A 26,558-nucleotide genomic window follows, 5' to 3' on the forward strand; every position below is an offset into this window, starting at 1 on the left:
GAGTGTCCGTGTTTCCGCTCACCGGGGTATGGCCCTGCGTGTCGCAGGCGGCCGGATCTGCGGGCCGGGATGTGTCGTCCATGCTCGGGTCATGCGCCCGATCGCCGTCCGCTTTCTGCTGCCCCTGTTGTGCCTGGCGCTCACCGGGTGCGCCACGGGCGACGAGAGGAACCGGGCGGCAGGGTCGGCGGCTGCGGCATTCGAGAGGGCCCTCGTGGACGGGGACGGTGCCCGTGGGTGCGAAGCGCTGGCCCCCGGGACCCGCGTGGAACTGGCACAGGAGGAGCCCTGCCCAACCGCCCTGCAGGGCCTGGGGCTCAGCGGGGCGCGGGAACCGGCGAAGTCGGCGGTCGTCTACGGGTCGCAGGCACGTGTCGTCTACCCCCACGACAGCGTCTTCCTGGCTCTTTTCACGGACGGGTGGAAAGTGACAGCTGCCGGCTGCACACCCCGGCAGGGCCGCCCGTACCGGTGCGAGCTGAAGGGTGACTGAGGTGCGCGCGATGTTCCTGCTCTGCCTGACCGTCGTGTTCGGCGGATTGGCCTACGCGTTCACCGTGGGACTGATGCAACGGTGAGCGGATTCAATCGGTTCGTCCGTGAGAACGGGCTCACCCTCGCCTTCGGCACGGGCTTCCTCCTCACTCTCGCGGGCCAGTCGATCGCCGGCCACGCCGAGCTGAACAGCGTCCTGACGGCGCAGAGCCTGCAGCCCTTGTCGTTCCCCGACTACCTGTTCACCTCGGACTTCATGGTCGACGTCACCGAGAACTGGCAGTCGGAGTTCCTCCAGTTCTTCCTCTACATCGTCGGCACCGTTTGGCTCCTGCAACGGGGATCCCCGGAATCCAAGCCGCTCGACAAGGCCGGCACCGAAACCGATCGCGAGCAGAAGGTGGGCGCTTGGGCCACGCCCGACTCACCGAAATCGGCCTCCGCCCCCGGCCTGCGCCGGAGTCTCTACTCGCGCTCGCTCGGCATCGTGATGTTCCTGATCTTCGTCCTGTCGTGGCTGGCCCAGTCCGTCACCGGCCGCATCGCCTTCAACGAAGAACAACTCCGCGAACTGCAGGACCCGGTCGGCTGGCTCACGTACGTGACCTCGGCGGAGTTCTGGAACCGCACCCTGCAGAACTGGCAGTCCGAACTCCTCGCCGTCGCCTCCATGGCGATCCTCGCGGTCTACCTCCGCCAGCGCGGCTCACCCGAGTCCAAGCCCGTCGGAGCGGCCCACTCCGCCACCGGCATCGAAGGCTGAATGCCGCGATGGGCAGGCCGCCGCTTACATGAGTGGCGCCAACCTGGAAAGCCGCCAGGTATGACACGTACATCGAAGCCAGGCCGCGATGGAGACGATCAGGGCGGGGAGACCGGCCCCGGGAGTACGGTGGGGCCGGATCCGTGGGTGGTGGAGCGGGCGCCCGACCAGCTCACCGAGCTGCCGAAGCGTTCGTGGAAGGCAGTCCTGCGCGGCACCGTGAAGGAGTTCAAGGACGACGAGCTCGCCGACCGGGCCGCGGCGCTCACCTACTACGGGGTCCTGGCCCTCTTCCCCGCCCTGCTGGTGCTCGTGTCCTTGTTGGGCATCGCGGGGGAGTCCGCGACGACGCGGGTCCTGGACAACCTGCGGAAACTCGCTCCCGGCTCGGCGCGGGACGTGGTCAGCGACGCGGTGCAGCAGCTCCAGGGACGCTCCGGGGTGGGATCGCTGCTGGCGATCGTCGGGCTGGTCCTCGCCCTGTGGTCGGCGTCCGGCTACATCGCGGCGTTCATCCGCAGCTCGAACGCCGTCTACGACATGCCCGAGGGGCGCCCGGTGTGGAAGATCCTTCCGCTGCGCCTGGGCCTCACCGTCACGCTGATGGTCCTGGCCTGCGCCAGTGCGCTCATCGTCGTCTTCTCCGGCTCCCTGGCCCGACAGGCGGGAAGCGCCCTGGGGATCGGGGGCACCGCCCTGACCGTATGGTCGATCGCGAAGTGGCCGGTCCTGGTCCTCCTCGTCACCATCATGATCGCGATCCTCTACTGGGCTGCCCCGAACGCGAAGGGCCGAGGATTCAAGTGGGTGACACCGGGCAGCGTCCTGGCGCTGACCATCTGGATGGCCGCCTCGGCCGGCTTCGCGCTCTACGTCGCCAACTTCGCCTCGTACAACAAGACGTACGGCACTCTCGCCGGCGTGATCATCTTCCTGGTCTGGCTGTGGATCACCAACCTCGCGATCCTCCTCGGCCTGGAGTTCGACGCCGAACTGAGTCGCCAGCGCGCGATCGCCGGAGGGCTGCCCGCGGACGAGGAACCCTATGTGGAGCCCCGCGACACCCGGGCCTGGACCGACGGCGACCGTCGCCGCATGGAGCAATGACCGCAGTTCGTACAGCACTGGGCGCCCGGGCGGGTGAGGGGGCGGTTGCGGGGTAGCCGCGCCGCGAGGACGGCATGAACATCCCGACGAGGAAGGCAAGGTGTTCCCCTCATGAGCACGGCAGAGCAGGAACCTCGCGTCGCCGACGACTCGGTGGGCGTCCTGGTCTCGCGCGCCTCGCAGCAGATTTCTGAACTGGTGCGCGAGGAGATGCGGCTGGCCCGGACGGAGATGACCGACAAAGGCAAGCGTTACGGCAAGGGCGGAGGCCTCTTCGGTGCGGCGGGACTGCTCGGCGTCCTGGCGCTCCAGGCCCTGACCGCGACCTGTATCGCCGCGCTCGCGCTGGTCCTCCCGCTATGGGCGTCGGCCCTCGTCATCACCGCGGTCCTGGGGATCGTGGCGGCGCTGACCGTGCTGGCCGGCAGGAAGCAGGTCGCACAGGCCGGCCCGCCGGCTCCCGAGCAGACCATCGACAGCGTCAAGGCCGACCTGGCCGAGATCAAGGAGAAGGCACACCGATGAACGAGGACGCCCGAACCAACATCGGCACCCCCACGCCCGCCCCCGCCCCCAACGGCTCCGCGGAACTGCGCGAGCAGATCGAGCGAACCCGTGACGAGCTAGGCCGGACCGTCGAGGCCCTCGCCGCGAAGGCCGACGTCAAGGCCCAGACGAAGGAGAAGACGGCTGCCGTCAAGGACCAGGCCGCGGAGAAGGCGGCTCTGGTCTCCGGTCAGATCCACGAGAAGGCCGGGCAGGTTGCCCAGCTGGTGAAGGACAAGACGCCCGACCCCGTCCTGGAGAAGTCCGTGCAGGCCGCGGCGCAGGTACGGGAGAGGATGGCCAAGGCGAGCCGGTACGCGGCGGACAGGGCCCCTGATCCGCTCCGGGAGAAGGCCGAACAAGCAGCGGCCGCCGCGCGCGTCAACCGCACCCCGCTCCTCGCGGTCGGAGTCGCCGTGGCCGTCTTCCTGCTGGTGCGCCGCGGTCGGGGACGCCGGTGAACACGGCCGGGCTGACGGGAATGGTGTCGGCCGCCCCTTTCCACGAGGCGGTCGGCACCCCCTGCGCGTTGCCCGCGTCCACTGCGTCGGTCCGGCCCCGGCCGGCCGCGAGCCGTGGCCGATGGAATATCCCGCCCCCGTGACCGCGCCCGTAACCAGTCAGGCCGGGTCCTCGTGCTTGGCGACGCGTTCACCTGGGCCGTCCGTGGCGGAGCGGTCGAGCCGGGTGGTGACGGGTGTGGCCGCAACCCCGTGCAGGAGTACCGACAGCAGCACGGTGAAGGTCACCACCGCCCACAGCTCCCGGGCGGGCGCGGCGAACTCCGCTTCTCCGAGTGCGTACGCGAGGTAGAAGAACGAACCGATGCCCCGGATGCCGAAGAACGCGATGGCGGCCCGCTCCTTGCCCCTTGCCTTGCCCCGCATCTGGACGGCCCAGCCGACTGTCGGGCGGATCAGCACGAAGAGCACGAGCCCGAGAAGGGCCCCGCGCCAGGTCAGCGCGGCGAGGCCGCCGTCGGCGATGAAGCCGCCTACGAGGAAGAGGATGACCGCGGTGAGCAGCCTTTCGATCTGATCGGTGAAGGCGTGCATGACGCGGTGGTACCGGTGGGCGCGCTCGGCGTTGCGGATCGTGCAGGCGGCTACGAAGACGGCGAGGAACCCGTAGCCGTGGAGCAGTTCGGCCAGCCCGTAGGCCGTGAAGGTGGCGGCCAGCGCGACGAAGCCCTCACGGTGTTCGGAGAGCCGTAGCGCCTTCCAGGAGGCCTGGAAGAACATCCAGCCCAGCAGACGTCCGACTCCGAGCCCGACCGCCAGGCCCACCGTGCTGCGCACCAGGATGTCGCTCCATACCCAGTGCCAGAGTCCCTCCGTGGACCAGCCCGTCGCCGAAGCCGCGGTCAGCGCGATGGCGGCCAGGACGAACGGGAAGGCCAGGCCGTCGTTGAGGCCGGCCTCGCTGGTCAGCGCGAAGCGGACCTCGTCCTCGTCGTCCTCATCATCGGTCGGCTCGCCTACGCGCACCTCCGCGGCCAAGACCGGGTCCGTGGGGGCAAGGGCGGCCGCCACCAGCAGGGCCACGGGCGGTGGCCACCCCACCAGCCACCCCGCCACGGCCGCGGTGAGCAGGATCGTCAGGGGCATGGCCAAGCCCAGCAGCCGCCACGTCGTCGACCAGGCACGCCGGCCCGGCGGCCGGTTGATGGCCAGACCCGCGCCCATCAACGCGACCACGACACAGACCTCCGTGAGGTGCTCCACCACGCCCCGGTGCCGCACGGGGTCGAGCGCCGGGAGCGCGTCGAGCGGCAGCAGGAACACCAGGAAACCCGCTGCCAGGAACACCATCGGCAAGGACAGGGGCCGCCTGGCGAGGGCGGTAGGCAGCACCGCCGCGCACAGAGCCCCCAGCCCGGCGCAGGTGTACACCACGTCGATCCCCGTCAATCCCAGCAAGTCAGATCACCATTCCCATGCGAAGCCCTCGTGGGGCCCGCCTACCCGATCTTGGGACGGGCAGCCTCAGCATGCCTTGCTTGTGTGCACGTGGACTGCCGGGACGCTAGGGACGTGGCCGCCCGGTGCTGGCGGCCGGGGCACCCCTGGGGGCGGGCGTGCCCGTGCCGCGGGCTGGCCTGGTCTCGTGACGCTCCCAAGGAGTCGCGATGGAAGGGCGTGGTCGTGCGCATGCTGGGTTCCACCGTGATCGGCAGGGTAGGCGACGGCCACTTGACGATCAGGGACGTCGAGCATGCCCTGTGCGTGGCCACGGGCACGGCCGACGTGCACGCCGCGCTGATGGCCGCCCGGCACCGCCTGCCCGGCGCGGGCGCACTCGACGACTCCGTGCTCGACTCCCACTGATGGCGCTGCCGCGGGGATCCGTCTGCCCGGCGGCAGCGGTCTGAGCGCTGGGGCCGGGGGCTTGTCCGGGTTCCGGGGTGCCCCGGCCGGGGAGGAGGCCGGGGCGGTGGTACCCGGGTGCCGCGCGGATCCCGTACGGCAGAGGTGGTGCCGGGGGGCCTGGCCCGCACCTCGGGGGTGTGTGACTCAGGCTCCGGGCGGCGGCCCGCCCGTGAGAGCTGCGGACCCCGCTGTCCACGCGTCTGACCCCGCGGCCGCCATGCAAACTCCTGTGCAGAAATTTATTGACTTCACGTCAGAACGTTTTCGCAGCAAGGTGGTTGTGGGCCAGGCCGCGCGCCTCGTCTGAGTGGTGCGGGGCGGGTGAAGGCCGGTCGGCAGGCGGATGCATCGCGCGCGCGTAAGACGCCACCGGGGAAGGGTGATTGGCGGAATTCCTGCCAGAGACGATCCGTGGTCTGCACCTGCTCAGTAGATTCGCTCACTTGAACCATCTTGCAGCAGCTGCGGAGCCGGCTTGACGTTCATCTCCAAGCGGTGTCACGGGCAGGCGAGCACGAATCCGCTGCGGGGAGCCGGCGGCATGCGGGACAGGGAATGGTCAGGTCCTGGTCGGGGACTTCGTAGTCGAGGTGGGCGAGTTCGGTGGCGAGGGTGGCCAGCGTGGCGATGGTGATGTCCTCGCCGGGGCAGCGGTGGCCGCGGGCCGGATCACCACCGCCCTGGGGGACCAGGTCTCGGTGCCGGGCCACCGCCTCCAGAGCGGACGGCTCGGTGTCCGACCCGGGCTTCTCGCGAATCCCGGCGATGGCGGCGGCGACGGCCTTCTCCTGGCGGGCACGGGCCCGGCGGGCCCGTAGGTGCCGGGGGCCGGGCGTGGCGAAGCCGTCGACCATGGCCGTGCAGTCGCGTGCCGTCTCGCTGCTCTCGGCGTCGGAGAGCTGGAGGCCGACCCAGTCAGGAGACTGAGCGTGCTGTCACTGAAGGGGGCATGTCGCGCGGCTACCCTGCGCCGCCCGAGGCACACGCCCGCTTGGTCGAGCGCGACAGTCGCACATCGAAACTCGGCCGCCCACGGGTGGCTGAGCTTCCCGACGCTGTCCCGCCTAAAATGGGGGTACCCGAGGCAGATGGCCCCAGGTGAAGGTCGCGACAAGCTCTTTCGCCCGGCTTCGCCCAGGATCGTTGGAGGGCAACGCTTGAATCGCTTCGCCCGGCTCGCCACCCGGATCTTGGTGGCCCCGCTCGGCCTCGTCTGGCTGGAGCCCGCAGGCGCGGCGGCAGGGGCGCGCCCCGAGTGCTGGCCGCCTGAAGAGAATCCCGCTCCGGAGGTGCTGGAGTGCTGTCGGCGGGTCACTGAAAGCGGAGGCCCTCAGTTCCTTGTAGGGGCTGGGACAGGTGCGGCAGCCTTTGCGTTCGCCGGTGTGCCCCTCGTAGGAGGTTCCGGCGAGGTCCTGGGCGTTCTTGCCGTCGTGGACCCCTCGCCGCGGGTGTGGAGCGAGGACGACGTACAGGATTTGTCGGACCTGGCGGCGGCTTGCAGCGCCCAGATGCGGCTGCGGAATCGCGCTGAACATGGGCGTCAGGCCCGGGAGACCGCCGAGGACGCTGTGCAGGCAGCCGAGGGGGAGGCGCATCGTGCGCAGGCGCTCTTGAACCGTTCCGAGCTGCTCCTGCGGGCGTCGGAAGACCTCGCCGACACCAAGGGCCTGGCCGACGTGCGCCAGCGTGTCGGAGACCTGGTCAGTGGTGACCTCAAGCCCGCCTGCATCGACCTGGTTCTCCTGGGGCAGGGAAGGCTTCATCACGTCCACAGCCCCGTCGGTGGTGCGTGGCCTGACGTTCCCGAGTCGTTTGATCTTGCTTCGCCGTGGCCGGCCGCGAAGGCGGTGCGGGAGAAACGGATGGTCGTCGTCGATGCACCGCCGGAGGCAGACGCTACGAGCGGCGCACCACTGGCCAGCCCCGCATTCGTCACCCAGGATCTTGCGACTGCCGTCTGCCTGCCCTTGCGCGGAGCACGCGGGGTTCTGGGTGTCTTGGTCCTGGGGTGGGACGCCCCCTACGCGATCGGCGTGGATGAGCGGGCGGTGCTGACCACGCTCGCCGGGTACACGGCCCAGGCGGTCGAGCGCGCCCTGCACCTCGACGAACGGGTCACCGCCGCCCGGCAGCTCCAGCGGGCCATGCTCACAGAACTCCCCGCCGCCTCGGGCCTGGAACTGGCCGCGCTGTACCGGCCGGCGGCGCGGGACGACATGGTGGGGGGTGACTGGTACGACGCCTACCCGCTGCCGGGGGTGCCGAACGGCGGTGTGACGGGAGGGCTGGCCCTGACCGTGGGCGATATCACCGGGCACGACATGCGGGCGGCCGCCCTCATGGGGCAGGTCCGCAGCATGCTGCGCCAGGCCGATCACGACCACCCCGGCAAGGGCCCCGAGCAAGCCCTCACCGCCCTCGAACAGGCCTGCCGCCGACTGGACCTCCCGGCCAGCGGGACCGCCGTCCACGCGCACATCCGTCCGGCGGCCGACGGCTACTGGCATCTGAAGTGGAGCAACGCCGGCCATCCCGCCCCGCTGCTGGTTGCCGCGGACGGCGTGGTGGAAAGCTTGACGCAGCACGACGTACTCCTGCACCATGCCCTGCCGCCGAGCCCCCGCACCTGCTCCAGCCGATCCCTGGGCCCCGGCAGCACCCTGCTGCTCTACACCGACGGGCTGGTCGAGGAACGCGGCGAGGACATCGAGGCGAGCATCGGCCTGCTCGCCCACCTCCTCGCCACGGCACCACCCGGAATCCCGCTGCCCGCCTTGTTGCAATCCCTCCTGGACACGGTCGGTCCGCGTGAGGCCGAGGACGACACCGTGCTGTTCGCGGTCCGCATTCCCACGAGCTGACGCTGCTGCGCCGGTCTCCGCGGGTCAGGAGAGGGGCGGGTAGGGGGCTGTCTTGAGGCGCCGGGCGAGGTGGGCGGTGTTGGCGGCCAAGGTCCTGGTGGTCGTGGCGGTCTTCTCGGGGGTCTCGTCGAGATCCTGGTAGTCGGTCTTCTGCATGGCTTCGCCGACCCAGTAGGTGACCGCGTTGGGAGCGAGGGAGAAGCCGGCGTCGTTGAGGCCCTGGTAGAGGTCGGCGCTGACCTTGTGGGCGCCGTCCTCGTTGCCGACGACACAGACCGCGGCGACCTTCCCGTAGGTGAGCATGCGGCCTTCGTCGTCGGTCTCGGAGATCTCCGCGTTGAGGCGTTCCATGACCTTCTGGGCGACGCTGGAGGGGTGGCCGAGCCAGATCGGTGTCGACAGGATGAGGATGTCGCAGCCGAGGATCGTGTCGCGGATCTCAGGCCAGGCGTCTCCGTTGCCGAGGTCGGTGCTGATGCCGGTCTTCACGTCGTGGTCGGAGATCCGGATGGTCTTGCCCGTCACCCCGTGGTCGGCGAGCGCGGCCATGGTCTGTTCGGCGAGCAGCTGGGAGCTGGACGGCTTCGGGGAGGGGGAGAGGGTGCAGACGAGGGCTACGGCGCGGAGCGGGGTGGTGTCTGTGGTGTCCATGGTTCTGCGGCTACCCGCGGACCGGCCCGGTATCCCGTCCACCCGGTCGCCAACGCGCCAACCTGCCACCTGCCGCGCTTCGGGCAGCCGTCCGAAAGTTCCGCTACTCCGTAGGCGTCTGGATCGGGGGTAGACGCCGGGCATGACGGGAACCGAGATCCTTGCGGCCGAAGCCTTCACCTCGCTGCTTCTGATCATCATCGGGGTCGTCGTGGCCCTGTTGTTGATCGGAGCGTTCTGGTACGGCAGCCAGCGCAGCGCACGGCGCAAGCCCCCTGCTCAGCCGGTCCAGCAGAATGCCGCGGCGCGGGGGCGCCAGGACTCCTGGCAGACGCCCGACGACGGCGCCGGGCAGACACCGCGCGGATAGCTGAACTTGCCGTGCCCCCTCCCACGTGCGTGCACGCAGGAGCCGTGCCGTGCCTTGGTGTCATTCTGCGGCTCTTGCACGATGCGCGGATGGCATCGAGGGCCGCTCGATGATGACCAAGCAGCTCAGGAAAGCCCGCGGCCGCTGACCACGGAGGTACCGGGCACCGTGGGTCAACTCTGGGGTGCCAGGACCGTAAACAGGGCGCCCGCCGGGTCGCGAAGGGTGATCCACCGGTCGGTGACGGAGGTTTCCACGGGCGAGGCGGGACTCCCGCCCGCACGGGTGGCTGCCTCGACGGCGGCCTCCAGATCGGGTACCCGGAAATGGACGTGCCACCGGGGGCGGAGGTGGGGATCGGGGTCCTCGTCCAGTGCGCCGCCACTGATCCGTGCGACCGTGTCGCTGCCGTGCCGCAGGACGACGTGGTCGTGTTCGTACGCCGCCACGCAGGCTCCGGGTGCCTCGCCCGCCCAGCCCAGCACCTCCCCGTAGAAGATGGCGGCCGCGAACGCGTCGCGCGTCCGCAGTTCCAGCCAGGCGGGAGCGGGACCGTGACCCACCCGCCAGTCGCTGAGGACCTCGCCCTGCCAGAGCCCGAAGACCGCTCCCGCAGGGTCGGCGGCCAGGACGGCCCGTCCTGTGGCGAAGGCCAGGGGACCGACGGCCACGGTCCCGCCGCGCTCTCGGATACGGTCGGCGGCGAGGTCGGAGTCGGCGGCGGCGAAGTACGGTGTCCAGGCGGCGGGCAGGGACAGATCGTCGGCGAAAGTCCCGAAGCCGGCGACCGGAGCACCGTCACGAAAGGCCAGGGAGAAGCGTTCCCCGAGTTGGGTGTCGCGGAAGCTCCAGCCCAGCACGGCGCCGTAGAAGCGCCGGGCGGAATCGAGATCCCGGGTCATCAGACTCACCCAGCAGGGTGCGCCGGTGACCTCACGACTCGCTGTCGGCGCAGCCTCGGGTCGCATCATGGCGCTCTCCTCGCAGGGGACGTCTCCACCGTAGACCCGGCGGCCGCCGCCCGTGGCGTGTGCCGTCTCGTGTCGCCGGGGCGGGTGCGGGGCTGCGGGCCGACATACGTCGTGGGATCCGGTGGGTGCTGCTCGCACATCTCCGTCTGATCCTCTGAGGATCGACGTCTTCCCGGATGCGCCGCGCCCACCGGGGCAGGCGCAGTACCTGATCAAACCCTGCGGCCCGCTCGCGGCCGCAGCGACACCGGAGGTACGGGTGCCCAGTACTGCTCTCTCCTTGGCCACACTGCCCGGCAGTCTCGTAGCCCTGCCGGGCGTCTACCAGCCGCAGGCAGACACCTCGCTCCTCGCCGAGGCGCTCGCGCTGGAGGAGCTCGGACCGAGCACCGACGTCCTGGAGATCGGCACGGGTACCGGCGCGCTGGCCCTGCAGGCCGCGCGTAGGGGCGCCCGGGTCACGGCGGTCGACGTGTCCTGGCCGGCAGTGGTCACCGCCCGGCTGAACGCCCGGATGCTCCGGCTTCCCCTGGGCGTGCTGCACGGGGACTTCGAGGCCCGTACGGCGGGGCGCCGCTTCGACCTGGTCGTCTCCAACCCCCCGTACGTGCCGGCTCCAGGATCCGGCCGCCTTCGACCGGACCGGAGCGGGCCTGGGACGCCGGGCCCGATGGTCGGGCGGTCATCGACCGCATCTGTGCCGGCGCCTCGACCATGCTGCGGCCCGGCGGAATCCTCCTCATGGTCCACTCCGGCATGTGCGGAGCCAGCCAGACCCTCGAGCTCTTGACCGGGGCGGGAATGACCGCAGAGGTCACCGTGAGGGCGGAGGTGCCCTGGGGTCCCGTCCTGCGCTCGCGCCGGACCTGGCTGGAGCACCGGGGGCTGGCGGCCGGGGCCGAGGAATGGGAAGAGCTGGTGGTGATCCGTGCCCGCTTTCACTGACGACAGTGACGACACTGCCGAGGGCTGCCGCTCCCGCGCGCCCCGGGGACTGACGACCCCGACCGGCCCGAGCACCACCGCGACCTCCGCCGGCCCCTGCCTCGTCGAAGGGCGGGGCGGGCTCTCCGACGCCGTGGTCCGGTCCAGTCCCTGAGCTCGGCGCCCCGGACCATCGAGGAAGCCTTCGCCCCGCTCCTCGTGGCGCCCGTGGACCTCTCCGACAGCCTCAGCCACCACCTCGAAATCGAGGGCGAGCTCTAGCAGTTGCGCGAGTACGCCGCCCTGCGCTCCCTCTGGATCCCACCTACGGCCGCTAGCCCTCGTCGGTCACTTCGCGTGCGTCGAGGTCACTTCCTCACCCGGATCCCGCCGCCTGGCCAAGGCCATGCGGCCCTGCGGGGCCGTGCCGGCCGTCGAGCACTTCTACGCCGAGCGCGCACTGGTTTGCCGTAGCCGCGATGCCAAGGGACCGGGTGGGCAAGGGGTGATCAAGGAGCGGGCGGGTAGCCGCAGGAGGTGATCACGCTAGGAGTCGAAGAAGAGTATTTGCTGCTGGACCCGGACACCGCCGTGCCGACTCCGCTGGTGGAAGAGGTCCGCCGCACGGCAGGCCTTGGAACCCTCGCCGAACAGGGCGAGGTGCAAAGCGAGTTGCTTCAGGCGCAGATCGAGGTGGCGACGCCCGTGTGCTGGAGCCTCGACGAGGCGGGTGGCCACCTGCTGCGGCTGCGTCATGCGCTGGCCTCGGCGGCCGAGGCCAACGGGTGCCGGGTCGCGGCGACCGGCGCGGCACCGGTCCGAGGGATGCAACCTGTCCCCGTCACCCGATCGTCCCGTTACCTGAGGATGGGGGACACGGCGCGCCAACTGGTGGATGAGCAGCTCATCTGCGGGATGCACATCCACGTGGGGATTCCCGACGCGGAAACGGGCGTCGCAGTGCTGAACCGGATCCGTGTGTGGCTGCCGACCCTACTCGCCATGTCGGCGAACTCGCCGCTGTGGGACGGACGGGACACCGGCTTCGCAAGCTGGCGCACCATCGTCTTCAGCCGCTGGCCCGTCAGCGGCCCGCCGCCGTACTTCGACGGCCTCGCCGACTACGAACGCCGCCTGGAGACACTGGTGGCCTCTGGAGCGATCGCCGACCGCGCACAGGTCTACTGGCAGGCACGATTGTCCGACCGCTATCCGACCATCGAGATCCGCTGCCCGGACGTACAGCTGAGGGCCGAGGACGCCGTGCTGATCGCCGGTGCCGTACGGGCCTTGGTCGCCACGGCGATCACCGAGGAGAAGGCAGGTATGGCGCCGGCCGCCGCATGTGATCCGGAGGTCCTCCAGGCCGCGACCTGGCACGCGGCCCGCTACGGGCTGAACGACACCCTCATGGGAGCAGACGGCCGGCCCGGGAGCAGTGGCGACATACTGTGCGCCCTGATCCGCCACATCACGCCGGCCCTGGAAGACGCGGGTGACCTCCGGGAGGTGAGCGCCCTGTCGCACCGGCTGCTGCGGGAGGGCACGCCCGCGGACCGTCAGCGCCGCGCCCTGGCCGACGGAGGGCTTCCGGCGCTGACCGGCCTGCTCACCAACACCATGCCCTCAGGCTGAGTACCGGTGTCCTGTCTCAACGAACCCAGTCGACGGTAGGCCGCTGACGTGGGCGGACTACTACGTTGAGACGAACCGGCGCCGACTCGGTTCGCCTCGCCCGCCGCCGCGTCATGTCGCCGCCGGTGGCGGCTAGGAAATGCCGGGTGGCTGGGCTGGGAGCGGGCCGGGGCTGGTGGGTGAAGGCCTGGGGCACGTCGGCTTGTGAGCCTGGCTGGAGCCAGAGCGCCTCCTACTCACGTCCGTCAGCGGTAGTCGTCAGGGTGGGCCTGCATCCAGACGTTGATCTTGTCCCGGGCGCCGATCAACAGTGTCTGGTGCCTTTTCAGGTTGTCGAAGGCATGGTCGCCATCGAGTGCCGTGTCGAGCTTGGCGATCAGAGAGATCGGCTCGGGGAAGTGTCCGGGGCCCTTCGGGTCCGCCTTCATCGCGCGGTCCATGCGATGGAGTTCGTCGTAGACCCGCCCGAGGAAATAGGCACAGTTGCCCGGCGTGCACGAGTCTTTCAGCGTGGCCTGGAGCCCCGAGAAGGCATCTCGGACCCTCTCCGCGGGCAGCGCGCCGGAGGTGGACCCGCTACCGGAAGCCGTGGGCGCCGTACTCGCGGCCCCCTGAGACGACGGCGACGCCGCAGACGAGGCGGACACATCTGTGGCCGGCGCGGACGTCGGGTTCGCGCCGCAGGAGACGGTGAATGCCGCTATGCCGACGAGCACCGCCGCACCACGCACCGTGGAAAAGAACATCGGCTACCCCCGTGATCAGTAAGGCAGCCGACCCTACAGAACACCGTCGTGACCGCGCGCACCCGCCTCCGATCGAGTCCTGTTCCGAAGGAACATCACTGCGGCCACGATCCCCGGGCTGCCCATCGCTGCCCCCGCTTCGGCACGCCCATGACCCATCTCCTGGCGCACCTGCGACTGGTCTTAAGAGCTGCCCCCGGGGCCGGGGCCGGGGTGTGGGTGATGCCTTCGCCGCGCGTGCCAAGGTCAGGTTGCGCCTTCCAGGCGGGTCAGGGTGAAGATCAGGGACTCGATGTGCTCGGGGGAGCCCGCGCTCCCGTCCGAGAAGTCCTCGAACTCCAGGATCACGGCATCCTTGTCCCGGCGTGCCTTCACCTTGTCGCCGACGCTTTGTGACCAGCCGCCGTTCATGGAGTACGCCCGGGAAAGGGCGTCCTTGGCGGGTTCGGGAACAGACGGGATGATGTACGGCTCCGCGTTCTCGCTGTCGGTGCCGTCCATGATGATCTTGAGGCGGGAGGGGTCGTACTCCCACCGGCCCGAAAGACCCAACCGGGTCTCCGACCATTTCCCGTCGCCGGTGATGGTCAATACCCCGTCGAACCCAGCATTGGTCGTGAACCTCCAGGAACCCTTGGCGAACGCGGTGATCGCCTTCTCCACCGGACTTCCGCAACCTGACACGGCGGAAGCAGCGACCCCGGCCAGCAGGTACCGCAGCGCTGCCCGACGACCCACTAAACGCACCAGATCACGCCTGTTCATATGTCCCTCCCCATCCGAACCTCCGTCACGAACGCCGGCTCATCGACGCCCAGAGCCGAAACAGTGCGCCATCCCGGCACGAGTGACAAGCACTGAACGTGCCAACCCGGTCCTCGGGCCGGGCCACCTCAGCGTCTGAAGCCGCGCCCGCCCCCCCGACTTCCCGCCGCCCACGGGCCGGCCCGCAGTGCGGCCGGTCAAAGTTCAGTGAGATCGGTCAAGGTTCAGTGGGACGGGACAGCCGTCTCGTGCCCCGGTGGATCGTGGGATGGTTGACCTGGTCCTATGCGGGCAGGCGATCCTATGAACCATCCCTGAGGGGCCGCCGGGCGGAAGCCTCCGTTCTCCAACGCCCGCGGCTGGGCGGAGGTGCCTCGCCAGCAGCTCCGCCCCCACAGTGGTTTCGCACCGGGACCTTCACGGCGCTCACCGGGGGCAAATATCCCACTCCCTCCGTCTCCACGCGAGTGCCGTGTCCTTGCTGTCATCGAATCAGAAGTGAGCAGGGACAAGGGCTTGGACCGCAGCCTTCGGTTGATGGAGCCTTAGGCGACCGGTGCAGATCATCGAGGCGGGCCTGTGCTCCCAGCGGCTGACTGTCGTCGCAGGGCGCCCTCACCTCCCTTGCCCAGGACCCGACTCCCCGTCCAGCGTCGCGAGCCCCTCCATCCAGCGCGCCCGGCGCTCCGCACTGGTCTGGTCCCACCACGGGGCGCCGCGCTCCCCGAGGGCGACCTTGGCCGTCTGGACGCGGCGCCTGGCTCCGCGTTCTGCCTTCTCGTCCTGCGCCCGCAGGACAGCGCCGACGGCACGCCGGGCCGCCATCAGGTGCCTCCGCAGCCGCCCTGCAATATCCGGAGGAAGGTCTGGGTCGGAGGCCCGCCAGCGCCTGCCGTCGATGACGACATAGCGTCCGTCCCCGGTGTGTTCCAGCGAGGGGTTTCGCGACATCAAACGCTCCTCCTTTCACGGAAACGCCGGTTGACTGCGAAGAACCGGGAGTCAGATGCGCTGGGCGCGCCGCAGCAGCGTGGACACGCCGCTGCGGGAGCGCAGGGCGGCGCGTGCGGCGTTCGCACCGGGTGCGCCGTGGACTCCTCCGCCGGGATGGGCGGCGGCGGAGGCGAGGTAGAGGTTCTTCACGGGTGTTTCCGGGCGGCCGGTGCCCGGTGTGGGGCGGAAGACCAGTTGCTGGTGGAGGGCGGTGGTGCCGTTGTTGATGGCGCCGTTGTGGAGGTTTTCGTTCATGGACTGGAGGGTGGTGGGAGCCAGTATGCGGCGGGCGCCGATCAGGGTACGGAATCCGGGTGCGAAGCGTTCCACCTGTGCTTCGACGCGGTCAGCCATGGCTTCCTGCTCGCGGGTGTCCCATGTGCCGGTGATGCCGTCCGGGCCCGCGTCGTCGGTGATGTGCTGCGGGAGATGGGTGTAGGCCCAGGCCGATTCGGTGCCTGCGGGGGAGCGGCTGGGATCCGCTGTGGTCATCTGGCCGAAGAGGGCGAACGGCTCGTCGGGCACCTGTCCCATGGCGATCTGCGAGGCGAAGCGAGTGAGACCGTTCACGCCGTCGGCCACGTGGACGGTCCCAGCCCCGGCCGCGCCCGGGGCCCTCCACGGCACGGGACCCGTCAGGGCCCAGTCGACCTTGAACGTTGCGAAGTCCCACTGGAAGCGTTCCAGGTCCCGCACGAGGCGGGACGGCAGGTGTTCCTCTCCGACGAGTTCGCGGTACAGAGCCGGCGCCGAGGTGTCGGCCAGTACGGCCCGGTGTGCGCCGACGGTTTCCCCGCCCGCCGTCCGGACTCCGACCGCGGTGCCGCTCCGTACGACAACGGACGTGACGCGCTCCCCGCAACGCAGAACGCCTCCGCGGCGCCGGAGGCGGTTCACGAGGGCATCGGTGAGGGCGCCGGCGCCCCCGACGGGGACGGGGAAGCCGTGGCTCTGGGCGAGCATCGACATCAGCCAGCCGAAGCCGCCGCTCCCCGCCGCTTCGGGGGCCAGGTCGGCGTGCAGGGCGTTGCCGGCCAGCAGCAGCCGCCCTCCGTCGCCGGAGAACTCCTCCTCGCCCAGGCGCCGCACCGGCAGGGCCAGCTTCCGCGCCAGCCGCAGCCCCCCGGAGGCGCGCAGCTTCGCGGCTGCCCGGAGCCCGGAGCGGATGGGAGGGAACGGCGTGAACAGGGCCTGGACGAGATCCGGCCCGATCCGGCTCCATGCCCGGTACATGTCCTGCCATGATTCGCCGTCGGCGGCCGCGAACTGCGCCAGACCCGCACTCGTGTCCTGGACCCGGCGCTCCAGGACCGCGCACCGGCCGTCCAGCAGGGGGTGGGCCAGCACCGACGGGGCATGGCTCCAGCGCAGGCCCTCCTCGGCGAGGTCGAGACGGGCCAGAATCGGAGAGGCGGCCGCGAGTGGGTAGAAGGCGCTGAAGAGGTCCGACACGTAGTCCGGGTGCACCCCGCGATCGCTGCGTACGGCGCCTCCGGGCTCCCCCTGGGATTCGAGGATCTCTACGGTCCATCCGGCATCGACGAGCAGGTTCGCCGCGACGAGTCCGTTGGGGCCGGCGCCGATCACCACCGCGTCAGGCACGGAGCACCTCCGCGGGCTGCTCTTCAACGACCCGGGCCAGTCGGGCCAGCATGCCCCGATGCCTGAGCTGGAGGGCCGCCTCGCTCACCGGGTTGTGCAGGACGCCTCCCGGGCCGCGCAGGGGGTGCTCGTCGCAGACGACGAGGGTTTCTTCGCCCCAGGGCCTGAGCTGGAGGAGGATCCGCGCCGTACCCGCGGATTTGAACGAGGCCTCCAGTTCCAGTTCTCTGCCGGCCTCCTGGTGGCGGACGGTCGTGACTCCCTCGACGGACCAAGGCCCCAGCCGGACGGTGTACCGGAGCCGGGACCCGAGCGCGGGCCAGGTGTCATCGAGCGGCGTGGACTCGGACGGGCCCACGACCCACTTCCCGTAGAGGGTGGGGTCGGCGAACACGGCCCACGTCGCGCGAGGGGAACGGTGGATGAGTTGATGGCGGACGGCCATGTGACCTCCTCCTGCTCTTGCCCTGCCGTCGCCGCGGCACAGGTACGACGCGGGAACTCAGTGGCCCCGCCACCTGCTTCTGTCCAGAAGACGTTCCTTCACGCTTCGGGTCAGGAGCTCGCGGACGGCATTCTCCACAAACTTTCCAGCGGGCCTTGGAGTTGGCGCCCGGCAGGGGCGAAAACCGCTTATGGGGTGAGGGTGAAGAGGTCCCGGGCGCCGGTGATGTCCAGGAGGCGCAGAACCTGCTCAGGGGCCCCTTGCAGCCGCAGTGTGCCCTGCTCGGCTTCGATGCGGTTGCGGAGTGTCAGGAGCGTGTTGAGGCCGCTGGAGTCCATGAAGGTGACGGCGGACAGGTCCAGGACGAGGATGCGGCCGACTAGGACGAGGGTGTCCGTGGCCGCGGTGACGCGCGGGACAGTGTCCATGTCCAGCGCCCCGGTGATGGTCAGGACGGTCTGCGGCCCCGAAGACGTGGAGGTCTCGATGCTCAGGGTGGGGGGCATGGTTGTCTGATCCGCCAATCGGATCGGAGCCCATTACGGTCGGCTCCCGGATTCGGGCGGAGAAGGCCGTGAAGCGCACGACCGACTCGGGCCGTGCAAAGCCGAGCGAGACCACCCGCACCCTCCACCGGCCGCTCAAGGTGGCCTACCAGGCGGCGCGGGGTCTCCCACCAGACCAGGCTGGTTGTCCTTCGAGCGTGCCACGACTCCGGCGCCAAGGCCAGACCGTCCCAGGCCGAGTACTCCCACCAGGGGCGCGGCCGCTCCGGGCCATGGTGCTCCGGCTCACCAGGGGGCGTGGGCGCAGATGGTCTTGCCGCCGGAAGGCGTGGGTTCGGTGTGGGTGAGGGTGGTGAGATGGTCGATGAGGTGCCAGCCGTAGCCACCGCTTCCGTCGGTCCGGGGCGTGTGGGGCTGCGCTGGTGTGGGGCTGGTGTCGGCGACCCTGATCTTCATGTGGTCGTCGTGGAGTTCGAGGTGGAGGGCTGCGGGCCCGTCGGTGTGCCGGATCGCGTTGGTAACGAGCTCGGTTACGACCAGGAGGACCGCGTCGGAGTACTCGGGCCGGCCGGGCGGTCGGACTCGGGCGGCGCGGTGGAGGAAGGCGGCGGTGGCGCCCCGGGCTGTCGCGGTGGGCCGGTCGGTGCGCGGCACGGGCCGGTCCAGGACGAGCACTGGCGGGACCACGAAGTCTCCATCCCTAGGGGGCGTACGGGGCGCCTGCCCCCTCTGCGCCTTTCCACCCCATTGCGGCCGCCTGCGCTGGTCTTTGTCCGCCCATCTGGGTCAGGCGTTTGTTCGGGGACATCCATCGTGGGGGCCGTGCCAGTCCAGGCACAGCACGGTGGCATCGTCCTTCGGCGGCGCCCCGTCATAGGCGTCGCTGACCGCGCCGACCAGGGCACGTACGACCTCACGCGGGTGCTCGGCCATGGTCTTGCGCAGGAGCGCGGGCAGGTCGACGGTTGCGGCGTCGCGTTCCTGCATGCCGTCGGTGTGGAGGAGGAGCCGGTCACCGGCTCGTAGGTCGAGGTCCTGGACCGTGTAGGGGCCGGTGAGGCCGGTGCAGCCGAAGGGCAGGTTCACGGCCAGGCGCAGCTCGGTGACCGCGCCTTCGCGCAGGAGGAGGGGCCAGGGGTGGCCGGCGTTGACGAGCTGGGTGCTGCTGCCGTCGAGGGCGATGCGCAGGAGCTGGCCGGTGGCCATCGTCCGGGTCCTCATCGTCCACGGCCGCGGTGTCGTGAACGCGCAGAAGGCGCCGGCCGACGACGTCGACGAACAGGAACGACACGTACCGTGCCCCGAAGCGGTCCCGCAGATTGCGCGCCACGACAGCGAGGGAGTCCACGGGCGCGGCGGACGGGGCGGGCCCTGTTCTGGAAGAGGTCTACGCGGTCACAGGGAAGAACGCGAGGGTTTCATCCCTCTCTGTGCGGTTAGGCGCCGGATATGGTGCGAATCGGATACACGATGATGACCGAGCAAGCTGGGCCGCGAGAGCTGGTGTCCCACGTGGTGGGAGCGGAGCGGGCGGGGTTCGACTTCTCCGTCATCTCGGACCACTCGTTCCCCTGGCTGGAGTCCCAGGGCCACGCCCCCTACGCCTGGAGCGTTCTCGGAGCAGCCGCGCAGGCGACCTCCCGAATCCCGCTCATGACCTACGTGACCTGCCCGACCTTCCGCTACCACCCGGCGGTCGTCGCACAGAAGGCGGCGACGATGCAGATCCTCTCCGAGGGACGGTTCCGGCTGGGTCTGGGCTCGGGCGAGAACCTGAACGAGCACATCGTGGGTGCCGGCTGGCCCGCCGCCCATGTACGCCTGGAGATGCTGGAGGAAGCGGCCGACATCATCCGGCGGATGTTCACCGGCGAGGACGTGAGCCATCACGGAGCCCACTTCGACGTCGAGAACGCCAGGCTCTGGGACCTCCCCGACGAGCCGCCCCCGATCGGCATCGCCGTCTCCGGGCCCCGCTCCTGCGAGCTCGCCGGCCGGTACGGCGATCTCGTGATCGCCACGGAACCGAAGCGTGAACTCCTGGAGCTGTTCGATGCCCAAGGCGGCGCGGGCAAACCCCGGGTCGGGCAGCTACCGGTCTGCTACGACACCGACCGTGACGCGGCGGTGGCCCGCGCCCACGACCAGTTCCGCTGGGCGCTGGGTGGCTGGAAGGTCAACGCCGAACTCCCCGGTCCCGCCGGCTTCGAGCAGGCCTCGCAGCACACCCGGCCCGAAGACGTCGCCGCGAGCATTCCCTGCGGCGACGACGTGGACGCCTTCGTGGACGCGGTGCGGCCATACGCGGAAGCGGGATTCTCCGAGGTGGCCCTCGTCCAGATCGGCGGCGATCGGCAGGAGCCGTTCCTGGAGTGGGCCGAGACCAAGCTCCTGCCCGCACTGCGGAACCTGTGAGGAGACCCCGATCATGAGCCGTGCCGCCCTCTTCGACGTCGACGGAACCCTCGCCGACACCAACCACCTGCACGTCGTCTCCTGGTGGGAAGCGCTACGCCAGAGCGGACACCGGGTACCCATGCACGCCGTCCACCGGGCGATCGGCCTGCCAGGCGAAGACCTCCTCGACCACCTCCTGGGCAAGGACAGGGACCACGGCGACGACGACCGGATGAGCGCCGCCCACGACACCCTCTACGCCACCCACTTCGACCGGCTTCCCGCCTTCGACAACGCTGCCGAACTCCTCCGCGCTCTGTCGAGATCCGGCTGGAAGGTGCTGCTCGTCACCTCGGCCAAGGACCGGGAACTCAAGGCGCTGCGCGCGGCCATCGGAGCGGACGATGCCATCACCGACACCGCGACCTCCGACGACGTCGAGCAGGGCAAGCCGGCCCCCGACCCCGTGCGGCACGCCCTCGACCTGGCGATGGTGCCCCCCTCCGGTGCCGTGTTCGTCGGTGACTCGGTCTGGGACATGACGGCGGCACACCGCGCCGAGGTGACCGCCGTCGGCCTGCTGTGCGGAGGGATTGCTCGGGCGGACCTCGAAGGAGCTGGAGCGTCCGCCGTCTACCGCGACCCAGACCACCTTCTGACAGCTCTCAGCGACAGCCCGTTCGCCTAGATACCTCCCTGAAACGACCAGCCGGCACCAGCGCCCTCGGTCGAAAGTCGGTATTTACCGGCGACTGCACAACGGTTCCGCCTGACGCGGCCGCACCCTTGCTCACCCGCAGTGCCCGGTCTGGTAGCGGCCGGCGAAAGGCCCGGGAGATCCGCTTGGCCGGCACGCACGGGGGCACGCGCACCCTGAAGGATTTGCGGATAACCCGGACAAAACCGAAGCCGTGCGGTTGCGGCAAGGAGACGTCATGAGAGCACTCACCTGGCACGGCAAGCGCGACGTACGCGTCGACACCGTCCCCGATCCCACGATCCGCGACCCCGACGACGTGATCGTCAAAATCACCACCACCGGCCTGTGCGGATCGGACCTCCACCTCTACGAGGTCCTCGGCGCCTTCCTGGACCCCGGCGACATCCTGGGACACGAATCCATGGGCATCATCGAGGAGGTCGGACCACAGGTCACCGCCGTCAAGCCGGGGGACCGGGTCGTGATCCCCTTCAACATCTCGTGCGGCTCGTGCTTCATGTGCGACCAGGGGCTGCAGTCCCAGTGCGAGACGACGCAGGTCCACGAACAGGGCAGCGGAGCCTCCCTGTTCGGTTACACGAAGCTCTACGGCCAGGTTCCCGGGGGCCAGGCGGAGTACCTGCGCGTCCCCTTCGGCAACTCCCTGCCGATTCCGGTTCCCGGCGGACCAGCCGATGACCGCTTCATCTACCTGTCCGACGTACTGCCCACGGCCTGGCAGGCCGTCGAGTACGCATCCGTGCTGCCGGGCGGCAGCGTCGTCGTTCTAGGCCTGGGGCCCATCGGTGACATGAGCTGCCGCATCGCCGCTCACCGCGGTGCCCGAACCGTCATCGGCATCGACCTCGTCCCCGAACGCTTGGAGCGCGCCCGCCGGCGCGGCTTCCACACCCTCGACCTACGGGAGTGCGGAGACGGCCTGGCCGAGGCGGTTCGAGAGCTCACGGACGGGCGGGGCCCTGACGCCGTCATCGACGCCGTCGGCATGGAAGCCCACGGAAGCCACATCGCCGCCGCAGCCCAGAGCATGACCACCCACCTGCCAGACACCTTGGCCGCGCCGCTGATGAAGCACGCGGGCATGGACCAGCTCTCCGCGCTCCACACCGCCATCGACCTCGTCCGCCGCGGCGGCACCATCTCGGTGTCCGGCGTGTACGGAGGCGCACTCGACCCGATGCCCCTGCTGACCATGTTCGACAAGCAGCTGCAACTGCGCATGGGACAGGCCAACGTCTGGCACTGGGTCGACGACATCCTCCCCCTCCTCAGCAACGGGGACCCCCTCGGCGTCGACGACTTCGCCACTCACCGCATGCCCCTCGAACAGGCGCCGGACGCGTACGAGATGTTCCAGAAGAAGCAGGACGGCGCCGTCAAGGTTCTCTTCACCCCCTGAGAAGCCGGTCGACCGCCAGCCAGGTCATGGCTGGTCCAACAGGACATTACTGAGGAGAAGAGATGGCTAGGAAGCACACCCCCGCGGCACCGGAGTCGGGCGAGGGCGGTCTGCCGGGCAAGCCGGGACCGGTCCCGCCCACCGTGGCCGAACCTACGCAGCCGACGGAGCCGCTGCCGCCCAAGGCGGATCAAGAAGGCCCCGCGACGGTGAGCCCCACCGGCCGGCCGACCGGCGCGGACCAAGCGCGAATGGCGCAGGGCGGTGCGTACCTGACCACCGCCCAGGGCACCCGACTGCCCGACACCGATCACTCGCTCAAGGCTGGAGCGCGCGGCCCGGTCCTCCTCCAGGACCATCATCTGCGCGAGAAGATCACCCACTTCGACCACGAGCGGATCCCGGAGCGGGTCGTCCACGCACGGGGCGCGGCCGCTCACGGCGTCTTCAAGGGCTACGGCGCGGCCGGTGAGGTGTCCAAGGCCGCCTTTCTGGCGAAGGGCGTGGAGACCCCTGTGTTTGTGCGGTTCTCCACCGTCCTCGGCTCGCGCGGCTCCGCCGACACAGTCCGCGACACCCGGGGCTTCGCCACGAAGTTCTACACCGAGGAGGGCACCTTCGACTTGGTCGGGAACAACATCCCGGTGTTCTTCATCCAGGACGCGGTCAAGTTCCCTGACGTCATCCACGCCGGCAAGCCCCATCCGGACCGGGAGATCCCGCAGGCGCAGAGTGCGCACGACACGTTCTGGGACTTCGTGTCCCTGCACACCGAGGCGACCCACCACACCATGTGGAACATGTCCGACCGCGGCATCCCCCGCTCGCTGCGCATGATGGAGGGCTTCGGGGTCCACACCTTCCGGCTGGTCAACACGGTCGACGAGAGCGTGCTGGTGAAGTTCCACTGGAAGCCCAAGCTGGGCGTGCACTCCCTGGTCTGGGAGGAAGCACAGCTGATCTGCGGGATGGACCCCGACTTCCACCGCCGCGACCTCTTCGACGCGATCGAGGCGGGCGCGTTTCCGCAGTGGGAGCTGGGCATCCAGGTCTTCCCCGACACCGAGGACCAGATGTTCGAGGGCATCGACCTCCTCGACCCGACGAAGCTCGTTCCGGAGGAGCTGGCACCGGTCCAGCCCATCGGGCTGATGACCCTGAACGCCAACACGAAGAACTACTTCGCCGAGACCGAGCAGGTCGCCTTCCACCCCGGCCACCTCGTCCCCGGCATCGACGTCACCGACGACCCGCTGCTCGCGGGCCGCCTCTTCTCCTACCTCGACACCCAGATCAGCCGCCTCGGTGGCCCCAACTTCGGCCAGATCCCGATCAACCGGCCCCACGCCCCCGTCAACGACATGCTCCGCGACGGCATGCACCAGAGCGCCGTCCACACCGGCGTCGCCCCGTACCACCCCAACAGCCTTGACGGCGGCTGCCCGTTCCTCGCCGGCGCCGACATGAGCGCCTTCATCGAGACGCCGGTGAAGGTTCCGGCGGCGAGCAAGGTGCGGGAAGCGCCCGCCTCCTTCTCCGACCACTTCACCCAACCCCGGCTGTTCTGGCTGAGCATGACCCGTACCGAGCGCGAACACATCGTCGCGGCCTACACCTTCGAGCTGAACAAGTGCTACGAGCAGGCCATCAAGGAACGCACCCTGAAGGTCTTGGCCAACATCGACCCGCACCTGTGCGCGGAGGTGGCCAAGGGCCTCGGTTTGCCGGCGCCCGCTGCCACGGTGCCGCTCGTTGCAGCTGACCCCAGCCCCGCGCTCTCCCAGATGGGAGGGACCTGGCCGACGGACGGGCGCGTGATCGGCATCATCGCCGGCCCGGACGCCGACCTTGACGGCGTACGAACCGCACGGCAAGCGATCCTGGACGCGGGCATGGTGCCCCTCGTCATCGCACCGACCGGCGGCACCCTCGACCCCGACGGCGACCCGGTCGCTGTCCAACGCACCTTCGCCGCTGCCCGATCCGTCGAATTCGACGCCCTCCTCCTGGCCGGAACTCCCGAGGCGGCTGCGGATGCCTACGGCGCCCGCGATGCCAAGGCGGGCACGGCCCAGCCGCCGGGAGCCCCCGACCCGCGCGTGCTGCTGCTCCTTGCCGAGGCGTACCGCCACGGCAAAGCCCTCGGCGGCTGGAACGGTGCCCAGCAACTCCTCGAGACGGCCGGCATCGCCGTGAACGAGCCGGGCATCGCCTTGGGTGAGGACGGTCCAGCAGTAGTCGGGACCGTCGCCGCTGCCCTGGCCGAGCACCGGGCCTGGGACAGGTTCCCGCCCGCCCTCTGATCTCGGCAAAACGCCGGGAAGCGGGCTCAGGCGGACCTCGTGAATGCTCCGCCAGACCGCAGGAAGCACCCGAAATGCCGGAGAGGGGTGCGATGGTCGATGAGCACGGCCGTCGGCCTGGCGAGCCGTCGCGCACGGGCACCGGCTCCAACGCGCCGGCTGCCGATCCGGACCGGGTGGAGCGGGCAGAGCGCCGCACCGAGTTGGCGGCGGATCATCGCCGCGAAGGCCTTCGATGACCGCGGTGCGCGGCTTGCCCTGCTCGGCCTGGAAGCAGAGCGGCTGCGTGAGGTTGCCGCGTCCCTGCACAACGAGGCGGGCTGCTGGGAGGTCGACGTGACCGACGCCGCGGACATGGCCGATACGGCCCGGCAGGTCAGGGCCCGGTTCGGACCGGTGTCCTTGGTGGTTGCCAACGCCGGCGTCGCGGAAGGCGGCCCGTTCGCCGACTCCGACCTTCAGGTCTGGAGGCGTGTCATCGAGGTCAACCTCATCGGCAGCGCGGTCACCGCCCGCTGCTTTCTCCGCGACCTCCTCGACACCCACGGCTACTACCTGCAGGTCGCCTCGCTGGCGGCGATGGGGACCTCGCCCCTCATGAGCGCCTACTGCGCCTCCAAGGCCGGAGCCGAGTCCTTCGCCCATGCCCTGCGGGCCGAACTCGCGCACCGCGATGTCGCGGTGAGGGTCGCTTACATCAACTGGACGGACACCGACATGATCAGGGGCACCGACGCCCGCAAGGTGCATTCGACAAGCCACGTCGCGGACCGGCTGGCCACCGCCGCGGAACGGAGCAAAGCATCCGTGTACGTGCCCGGGTGGCTTCGTGCCGTCCAACCCGTCCGGGCTCTTCTCCCGCCCATCGTCACGCACATCGCCCGCACTGAGCGCATCCGAGCACGCCCGCCCCGGTAGTTGGCTCGCACCGTGGAACTCTCGCCCGCTTGGCCCGTAGCCGTGGAAGAAGCACCGGAATCATCCACGTGAACACAGTTGTGATTCGTCGTCGGCTCACACATCTTCTGTATCGATAAGAACGATTAAGTTTCGTGTGCATGTTCGAGGGATGGTCGGGCAGATGACTGCTCGGAGGTTGATAACTATGGTTCCCCTGCTTCTCGTTCTTCTGCTGGTTCTGATTCTCGCTGGTGCGGGTTTCGCTATCAAGATTCTGTGGTGGGTCGCGATCGCAGTCCTCGTACTGTGGCTAATCGGATTCGTCGCCAGGCCCAAGGGTGGCAGCGGCCGGTGGTATCGCTGGTAGCTGCCTCGCAGAGTCGCGGCTCAGATTTGGCATGGCGGTGGCCTGCCCACCAAGGGTCGACGGCCGCCCCGGTCCTGGATGGGCGTCGAGGGGTGTAGCCGCAAACATGCGGGGCAGGCGAAGGTTAGGGCGGAACGCAATGTCCGCCGTGTACTCAGTACGGAAAAGGGAGAGCCGCGGAAGGGGTTCCGTGCGCTTTCCATTGCCCCGAGGAGTTGTTTTTGCATGACTGAGAATTTTTGGGGTTACCGCGAGTCCGCTGACCGTCTGGCAGGTGCGGATCTGACGGGATACAAGGTCGAGGCGAGCGACGGCTCCATCGGCAAGGTCGACAAGCACTCCGATGAGGTCGGCTCGTCCTACATCGTGGTCGACACCGGCCCGTGGATCTTCGGCAAGGAAGTCCTTCTGCCGGCGGGCACGATCAGTCGGATCGACGCGAACGACGAGAAGATCTACGTGGACCGGACGAAGGAGCAGATCAAGAACGCTCCCGAGTTCGACAAGGACAAGCACCTCCACGACACGGACTACCACCGCCAGGTCGGCGGCTACTACGACGGCCCGCACCACCTCTAATTGGGTCGCGGACCCACACACCCCAGGGCGGGGGGGGGGGGGGGGGAGGGGGGCCCCCCCCCGGGGGGGGTTTTGGGGGTTTTCCCCCTTCTCTTGGGGGGGAAAAATCCCCCCCCTCTCCCGGCCAACAACCCCCCCCCCCC

General features: G+C 69.7%; 27 protein-coding genes and 3 pseudogenes. 18 read left to right on the top strand and 12 right to left on the bottom strand.

Annotated features, from left to right (window positions below):
- The first annotated feature begins 91 nt into the window (after positions 1-91).
- The 5 genes from ACFRU2_RS00195 to ACFRU2_RS00215 all read left to right on the top strand — a co-directional run bounded on the left by ACFRU2_RS00195 (position 92) and on the right by ACFRU2_RS00215 (position 3,372).
- Complete coding sequence (locus tag ACFRU2_RS00195) at positions 92-493, top strand: hypothetical protein (RefSeq protein WP_382966314.1); 402 nt, start codon at positions 92-94, stop codon at positions 491-493.
- 81 nt (positions 494-574) lie between these two features.
- Complete coding sequence (locus tag ACFRU2_RS00200) at positions 575-1,258, top strand: DUF6766 family protein (RefSeq protein WP_382966315.1); 684 nt, start codon at positions 575-577, stop codon at positions 1,256-1,258.
- Between the two features lie 60 nt (positions 1,259-1,318).
- On the top strand, positions 1,319-2,365 hold the full coding sequence (locus ACFRU2_RS00205; protein WP_382966316.1) for a YihY/virulence factor BrkB family protein: 1,047 nt from the start codon (positions 1,319-1,321) through the stop codon (positions 2,363-2,365).
- A gap of 111 nt (positions 2,366-2,476) precedes the next feature.
- Positions 2,477-2,890, top strand: a complete 414-nt coding sequence (locus ACFRU2_RS00210; RefSeq protein WP_382966317.1) for a phage holin family protein — start codon at positions 2,477-2,479, stop codon at positions 2,888-2,890.
- Positions 2,887-3,372 (top strand): DUF3618 domain-containing protein, encoded by a 486-nt coding sequence (locus ACFRU2_RS00215; RefSeq protein ID WP_382966318.1) that lies wholly within the window; start codon positions 2,887-2,889, stop codon positions 3,370-3,372. Before ACFRU2_RS00210 ends, ACFRU2_RS00215 begins: the two co-directional genes overlap by 4 nt.
- A 159-nt stretch (positions 3,373-3,531) precedes the next feature.
- Here the strand turns inward: ACFRU2_RS00215 and ACFRU2_RS00220 are convergent, their stop codons facing one another.
- Positions 3,532-4,821, bottom strand: coding sequence for a cation:proton antiporter (locus tag ACFRU2_RS00220; protein ID WP_382967779.1), 1,290 nt, complete (start codon positions 4,819-4,821; stop codon positions 3,532-3,534).
- Between the two features lie 240 nt (positions 4,822-5,061).
- On the opposite strand from ACFRU2_RS00220, the gene ACFRU2_RS00225 reads away from it, so the two are divergent.
- Positions 5,062-5,238 carry a DUF5133 domain-containing protein gene (locus ACFRU2_RS00225; protein ID WP_382967781.1) on the top strand — a complete coding sequence of 59 codons (177 nt, stop codon included), beginning with the start codon at positions 5,062-5,064 and terminating at the stop codon, positions 5,236-5,238.
- 524 nt (positions 5,239-5,762) lie between these two features.
- Here ACFRU2_RS00225 and ACFRU2_RS00230 read toward each other — a convergent pair.
- Positions 5,763-6,134 (bottom strand): hypothetical protein, encoded by a 372-nt coding sequence (locus ACFRU2_RS00230; RefSeq protein WP_382966319.1) that lies wholly within the window; start codon positions 6,132-6,134, stop codon positions 5,763-5,765.
- A gap of 234 nt (positions 6,135-6,368) precedes the next feature.
- Here ACFRU2_RS00230 and ACFRU2_RS00235 point away from each other — a divergent pair, with 234 nt between their 5' ends.
- Positions 6,369-8,141, top strand: a complete 1,773-nt coding sequence (locus tag ACFRU2_RS00235; RefSeq protein ID WP_382966320.1) for a SpoIIE family protein phosphatase — start codon at positions 6,369-6,371, stop codon at positions 8,139-8,141.
- 24 nt (positions 8,142-8,165) lie between these two features.
- Here the strand turns inward: ACFRU2_RS00235 and ACFRU2_RS00240 are convergent, their stop codons facing one another.
- Complete coding sequence (locus tag ACFRU2_RS00240; protein ID WP_382966321.1) at positions 8,166-8,792, bottom strand: flavodoxin family protein; 627 nt, start codon at positions 8,790-8,792, stop codon at positions 8,166-8,168.
- Between the two features lie 142 nt (positions 8,793-8,934).
- Between ACFRU2_RS00240 and ACFRU2_RS00245 the strand changes: the two genes are divergently transcribed.
- Complete coding sequence (locus ACFRU2_RS00245; protein ID WP_382966322.1) at positions 8,935-9,162, top strand: DUF6479 family protein; 228 nt, start codon at positions 8,935-8,937, stop codon at positions 9,160-9,162.
- A gap of 173 nt (positions 9,163-9,335) precedes the next feature.
- Here the strand turns inward: ACFRU2_RS00245 and ACFRU2_RS00250 are convergent, their stop codons facing one another.
- Positions 9,336-10,064: a VOC family protein gene (locus tag ACFRU2_RS00250; protein WP_382966323.1), complete on the bottom strand. Its 729-nt coding sequence runs from the start codon at positions 10,062-10,064 to the stop codon at positions 9,336-9,338.
- Positions 10,065-10,413: 349 nt separating this feature from the next.
- Here ACFRU2_RS00250 and ACFRU2_RS00255 point away from each other — a divergent pair.
- The 3 genes and pseudogenes from ACFRU2_RS00255 to ACFRU2_RS00265 all read left to right on the top strand — a co-directional run bounded on the left by ACFRU2_RS00255 (position 10,414) and on the right by ACFRU2_RS00265 (position 12,692).
- Positions 10,414-11,078 (top strand): annotated as a pseudogene (locus ACFRU2_RS00255) (HemK2/MTQ2 family protein methyltransferase).
- A 313-nt stretch (positions 11,079-11,391) separates the two neighbouring features.
- A pseudogene (locus ACFRU2_RS00260) lies at positions 11,392-11,511 on the top strand (iron-containing redox enzyme family protein); the annotation flags it as partial.
- An 83-nt stretch (positions 11,512-11,594) separates the two neighbouring features.
- Complete coding sequence (locus ACFRU2_RS00265) at positions 11,595-12,692, top strand: glutamate--cysteine ligase (protein ID WP_382966324.1); 1,098 nt, start codon at positions 11,595-11,597, stop codon at positions 12,690-12,692.
- Positions 12,693-12,937: 245 nt separating this feature from the next.
- On the opposite strand, the gene ACFRU2_RS00270 is transcribed toward ACFRU2_RS00265, so the two are convergent.
- The 8 genes and pseudogenes from ACFRU2_RS00270 to ACFRU2_RS00305 form a co-directional block, all read right to left on the bottom strand.
- On the bottom strand, positions 12,938-13,438 hold the full coding sequence (locus ACFRU2_RS00270) for a hypothetical protein (RefSeq protein WP_382966325.1): 501 nt from the start codon (positions 13,436-13,438) through the stop codon (positions 12,938-12,940).
- Between the two features lie 246 nt (positions 13,439-13,684).
- Entirely contained in the window at positions 13,685-14,101 is a 417-nt protein-coding gene (locus ACFRU2_RS00275) for a hypothetical protein (RefSeq protein WP_382966326.1), read from the bottom strand.
- A 717-nt stretch (positions 14,102-14,818) separates the two neighbouring features.
- Complete coding sequence (locus ACFRU2_RS00280; RefSeq protein ID WP_382966327.1) at positions 14,819-15,154, bottom strand: hypothetical protein; 336 nt, start codon at positions 15,152-15,154, stop codon at positions 14,819-14,821.
- A gap of 51 nt (positions 15,155-15,205) precedes the next feature.
- Positions 15,206-16,798 (bottom strand): phytoene desaturase family protein, encoded by a 1,593-nt coding sequence (locus tag ACFRU2_RS00285; RefSeq protein WP_382966328.1) that lies wholly within the window; start codon positions 16,796-16,798, stop codon positions 15,206-15,208.
- Positions 16,791-17,243: an SRPBCC family protein gene (locus ACFRU2_RS00290; protein ID WP_382966329.1), complete on the bottom strand. Its 453-nt coding sequence runs from the start codon at positions 17,241-17,243 to the stop codon at positions 16,791-16,793. The genes ACFRU2_RS00285 and ACFRU2_RS00290 overlap by 8 nt, the downstream gene beginning before the upstream one ends.
- 188 nt (positions 17,244-17,431) lie before the next feature.
- Complete coding sequence (locus tag ACFRU2_RS00295) at positions 17,432-17,749, bottom strand: STAS domain-containing protein (protein ID WP_382966330.1); 318 nt, start codon at positions 17,747-17,749, stop codon at positions 17,432-17,434.
- Between the two features lie 285 nt (positions 17,750-18,034).
- Complete coding sequence (locus ACFRU2_RS00300; RefSeq protein ID WP_382966331.1) at positions 18,035-18,436, bottom strand: ATP-binding protein; 402 nt, start codon at positions 18,434-18,436, stop codon at positions 18,035-18,037.
- 99 nt (positions 18,437-18,535) lie between these two features.
- Positions 18,536-18,958 (bottom strand): annotated as a pseudogene (locus tag ACFRU2_RS00305) (PP2C family protein-serine/threonine phosphatase); the annotation flags it as partial.
- A 240-nt stretch (positions 18,959-19,198) separates the two neighbouring features.
- On the opposite strand from ACFRU2_RS00305, the gene ACFRU2_RS00310 reads away from it, so the two are divergent.
- The 7 genes from ACFRU2_RS00310 (at position 19,199) to ACFRU2_RS00340 (ending at position 26,415) form a co-directional block, all read left to right on the top strand.
- Positions 19,199-20,164, top strand: coding sequence for an LLM class F420-dependent oxidoreductase (locus ACFRU2_RS00310; protein ID WP_382966332.1), 966 nt, complete (start codon positions 19,199-19,201; stop codon positions 20,162-20,164).
- 13 nt (positions 20,165-20,177) lie between these two features.
- On the top strand, positions 20,178-20,834 hold the full coding sequence (locus tag ACFRU2_RS00315; protein WP_382966333.1) for an HAD family hydrolase: 657 nt from the start codon (positions 20,178-20,180) through the stop codon (positions 20,832-20,834).
- A gap of 247 nt (positions 20,835-21,081) precedes the next feature.
- Positions 21,082-22,266: a zinc-dependent alcohol dehydrogenase gene (locus tag ACFRU2_RS00320; protein WP_382966334.1), complete on the top strand. Its 1,185-nt coding sequence runs from the start codon at positions 21,082-21,084 to the stop codon at positions 22,264-22,266.
- 62 nt (positions 22,267-22,328) lie between these two features.
- On the top strand, positions 22,329-24,569 hold the full coding sequence (locus ACFRU2_RS00325) for a catalase (RefSeq protein ID WP_382966335.1): 2,241 nt from the start codon (positions 22,329-22,331) through the stop codon (positions 24,567-24,569).
- Between the two features lie 99 nt (positions 24,570-24,668).
- Complete coding sequence (locus tag ACFRU2_RS00330; protein WP_382966336.1) at positions 24,669-25,487, top strand: SDR family NAD(P)-dependent oxidoreductase; 819 nt, start codon at positions 24,669-24,671, stop codon at positions 25,485-25,487.
- A 163-nt stretch (positions 25,488-25,650) separates the two neighbouring features.
- Positions 25,651-25,836: a hydrophobic protein gene (locus tag ACFRU2_RS00335; protein WP_351370368.1), complete on the top strand. Its 186-nt coding sequence runs from the start codon at positions 25,651-25,653 to the stop codon at positions 25,834-25,836.
- 225 nt (positions 25,837-26,061) lie between these two features.
- Positions 26,062-26,415: a PRC-barrel domain-containing protein gene (locus ACFRU2_RS00340; RefSeq protein ID WP_382966337.1), complete on the top strand. Its 354-nt coding sequence runs from the start codon at positions 26,062-26,064 to the stop codon at positions 26,413-26,415.
- The last annotated feature ends 143 nt before the right edge of the window (positions 26,416-26,558 follow it).

Source organism: Streptomyces sp. NPDC056883 (assembly GCF_042788835.1).
Lineage (GTDB): Bacteria > Actinomycetota > Actinomycetes > Streptomycetales > Streptomycetaceae > Streptomyces > Streptomyces stoeckheimensis.

What these genes read in the sequence shown, in the direction of transcription:
- ACFRU2_RS00320 (WP_382966334.1), top strand. Translation starts at nt 21,082, where the DNA reads ATGAGAGCACTCACCTGGCACGGCAAGCGCGACGTACGCGTCGACACC.
- ACFRU2_RS00225 (WP_382967781.1), top strand. Translation starts at nt 5,062, where the DNA reads ATGCTGGGTTCCACCGTGATCGGCAGGGTAGGCGACGGCCACTTGACG.
- ACFRU2_RS00195 (WP_382966314.1), top strand. Translation starts at nt 92, where the DNA reads ATGCGCCCGATCGCCGTCCGCTTTCTGCTGCCCCTGTTGTGCCTGGCG.
- ACFRU2_RS00270 (WP_382966325.1), bottom strand. Translation starts at nt 13,438, where the DNA reads ATGTTCTTTTCCACGGTGCGTGGTGCGGCGGTGCTCGTCGGCATAGCG.
- ACFRU2_RS00250 (WP_382966323.1), bottom strand. Translation starts at nt 10,064, where the DNA reads ATGACCCGGGATCTCGATTCCGCCCGGCGCTTCTACGGCGCCGTGCTG.
- ACFRU2_RS00205 (WP_382966316.1), top strand. Translation starts at nt 1,319, where the DNA reads ATGACACGTACATCGAAGCCAGGCCGCGATGGAGACGATCAGGGCGGG.
- ACFRU2_RS00290 (WP_382966329.1), bottom strand. Translation starts at nt 17,243, where the DNA reads ATGGCCGTCCGCCATCAACTCATCCACCGTTCCCCTCGCGCGACGTGG.
- ACFRU2_RS00235 (WP_382966320.1), top strand. Translation starts at nt 6,369, where the DNA reads ATGGCCCCAGGTGAAGGTCGCGACAAGCTCTTTCGCCCGGCTTCGCCC.
- ACFRU2_RS00330 (WP_382966336.1), top strand. Translation starts at nt 24,669, where the DNA reads ATGAGCACGGCCGTCGGCCTGGCGAGCCGTCGCGCACGGGCACCGGCT.
- ACFRU2_RS00335 (WP_351370368.1), top strand. Translation starts at nt 25,651, where the DNA reads ATGACTGCTCGGAGGTTGATAACTATGGTTCCCCTGCTTCTCGTTCTT.
- ACFRU2_RS00240 (WP_382966321.1), bottom strand. Translation starts at nt 8,792, where the DNA reads ATGGACACCACAGACACCACCCCGCTCCGCGCCGTAGCCCTCGTCTGC.
- ACFRU2_RS00315 (WP_382966333.1), top strand. Translation starts at nt 20,178, where the DNA reads ATGAGCCGTGCCGCCCTCTTCGACGTCGACGGAACCCTCGCCGACACC.
- ACFRU2_RS00210 (WP_382966317.1), top strand. Translation starts at nt 2,477, where the DNA reads ATGAGCACGGCAGAGCAGGAACCTCGCGTCGCCGACGACTCGGTGGGC.
- ACFRU2_RS00230 (WP_382966319.1), bottom strand. Translation starts at nt 6,134, where the DNA reads ATGGTCGACGGCTTCGCCACGCCCGGCCCCCGGCACCTACGGGCCCGC.
- ACFRU2_RS00325 (WP_382966335.1), top strand. Translation starts at nt 22,329, where the DNA reads ATGGCTAGGAAGCACACCCCCGCGGCACCGGAGTCGGGCGAGGGCGGT.
- ACFRU2_RS00245 (WP_382966322.1), top strand. Translation starts at nt 8,935, where the DNA reads ATGACGGGAACCGAGATCCTTGCGGCCGAAGCCTTCACCTCGCTGCTT.
- ACFRU2_RS00295 (WP_382966330.1), bottom strand. Translation starts at nt 17,749, where the DNA reads ATGCCCCCCACCCTGAGCATCGAGACCTCCACGTCTTCGGGGCCGCAG.
- ACFRU2_RS00310 (WP_382966332.1), top strand. Translation starts at nt 19,199, where the DNA reads ATGGTGCGAATCGGATACACGATGATGACCGAGCAAGCTGGGCCGCGA.
- ACFRU2_RS00340 (WP_382966337.1), top strand. Translation starts at nt 26,062, where the DNA reads ATGACTGAGAATTTTTGGGGTTACCGCGAGTCCGCTGACCGTCTGGCA.
- ACFRU2_RS00280 (WP_382966327.1), bottom strand. Translation starts at nt 15,154, where the DNA reads ATGTCGCGAAACCCCTCGCTGGAACACACCGGGGACGGACGCTATGTC.
- ACFRU2_RS00215 (WP_382966318.1), top strand. Translation starts at nt 2,887, where the DNA reads ATGAACGAGGACGCCCGAACCAACATCGGCACCCCCACGCCCGCCCCC.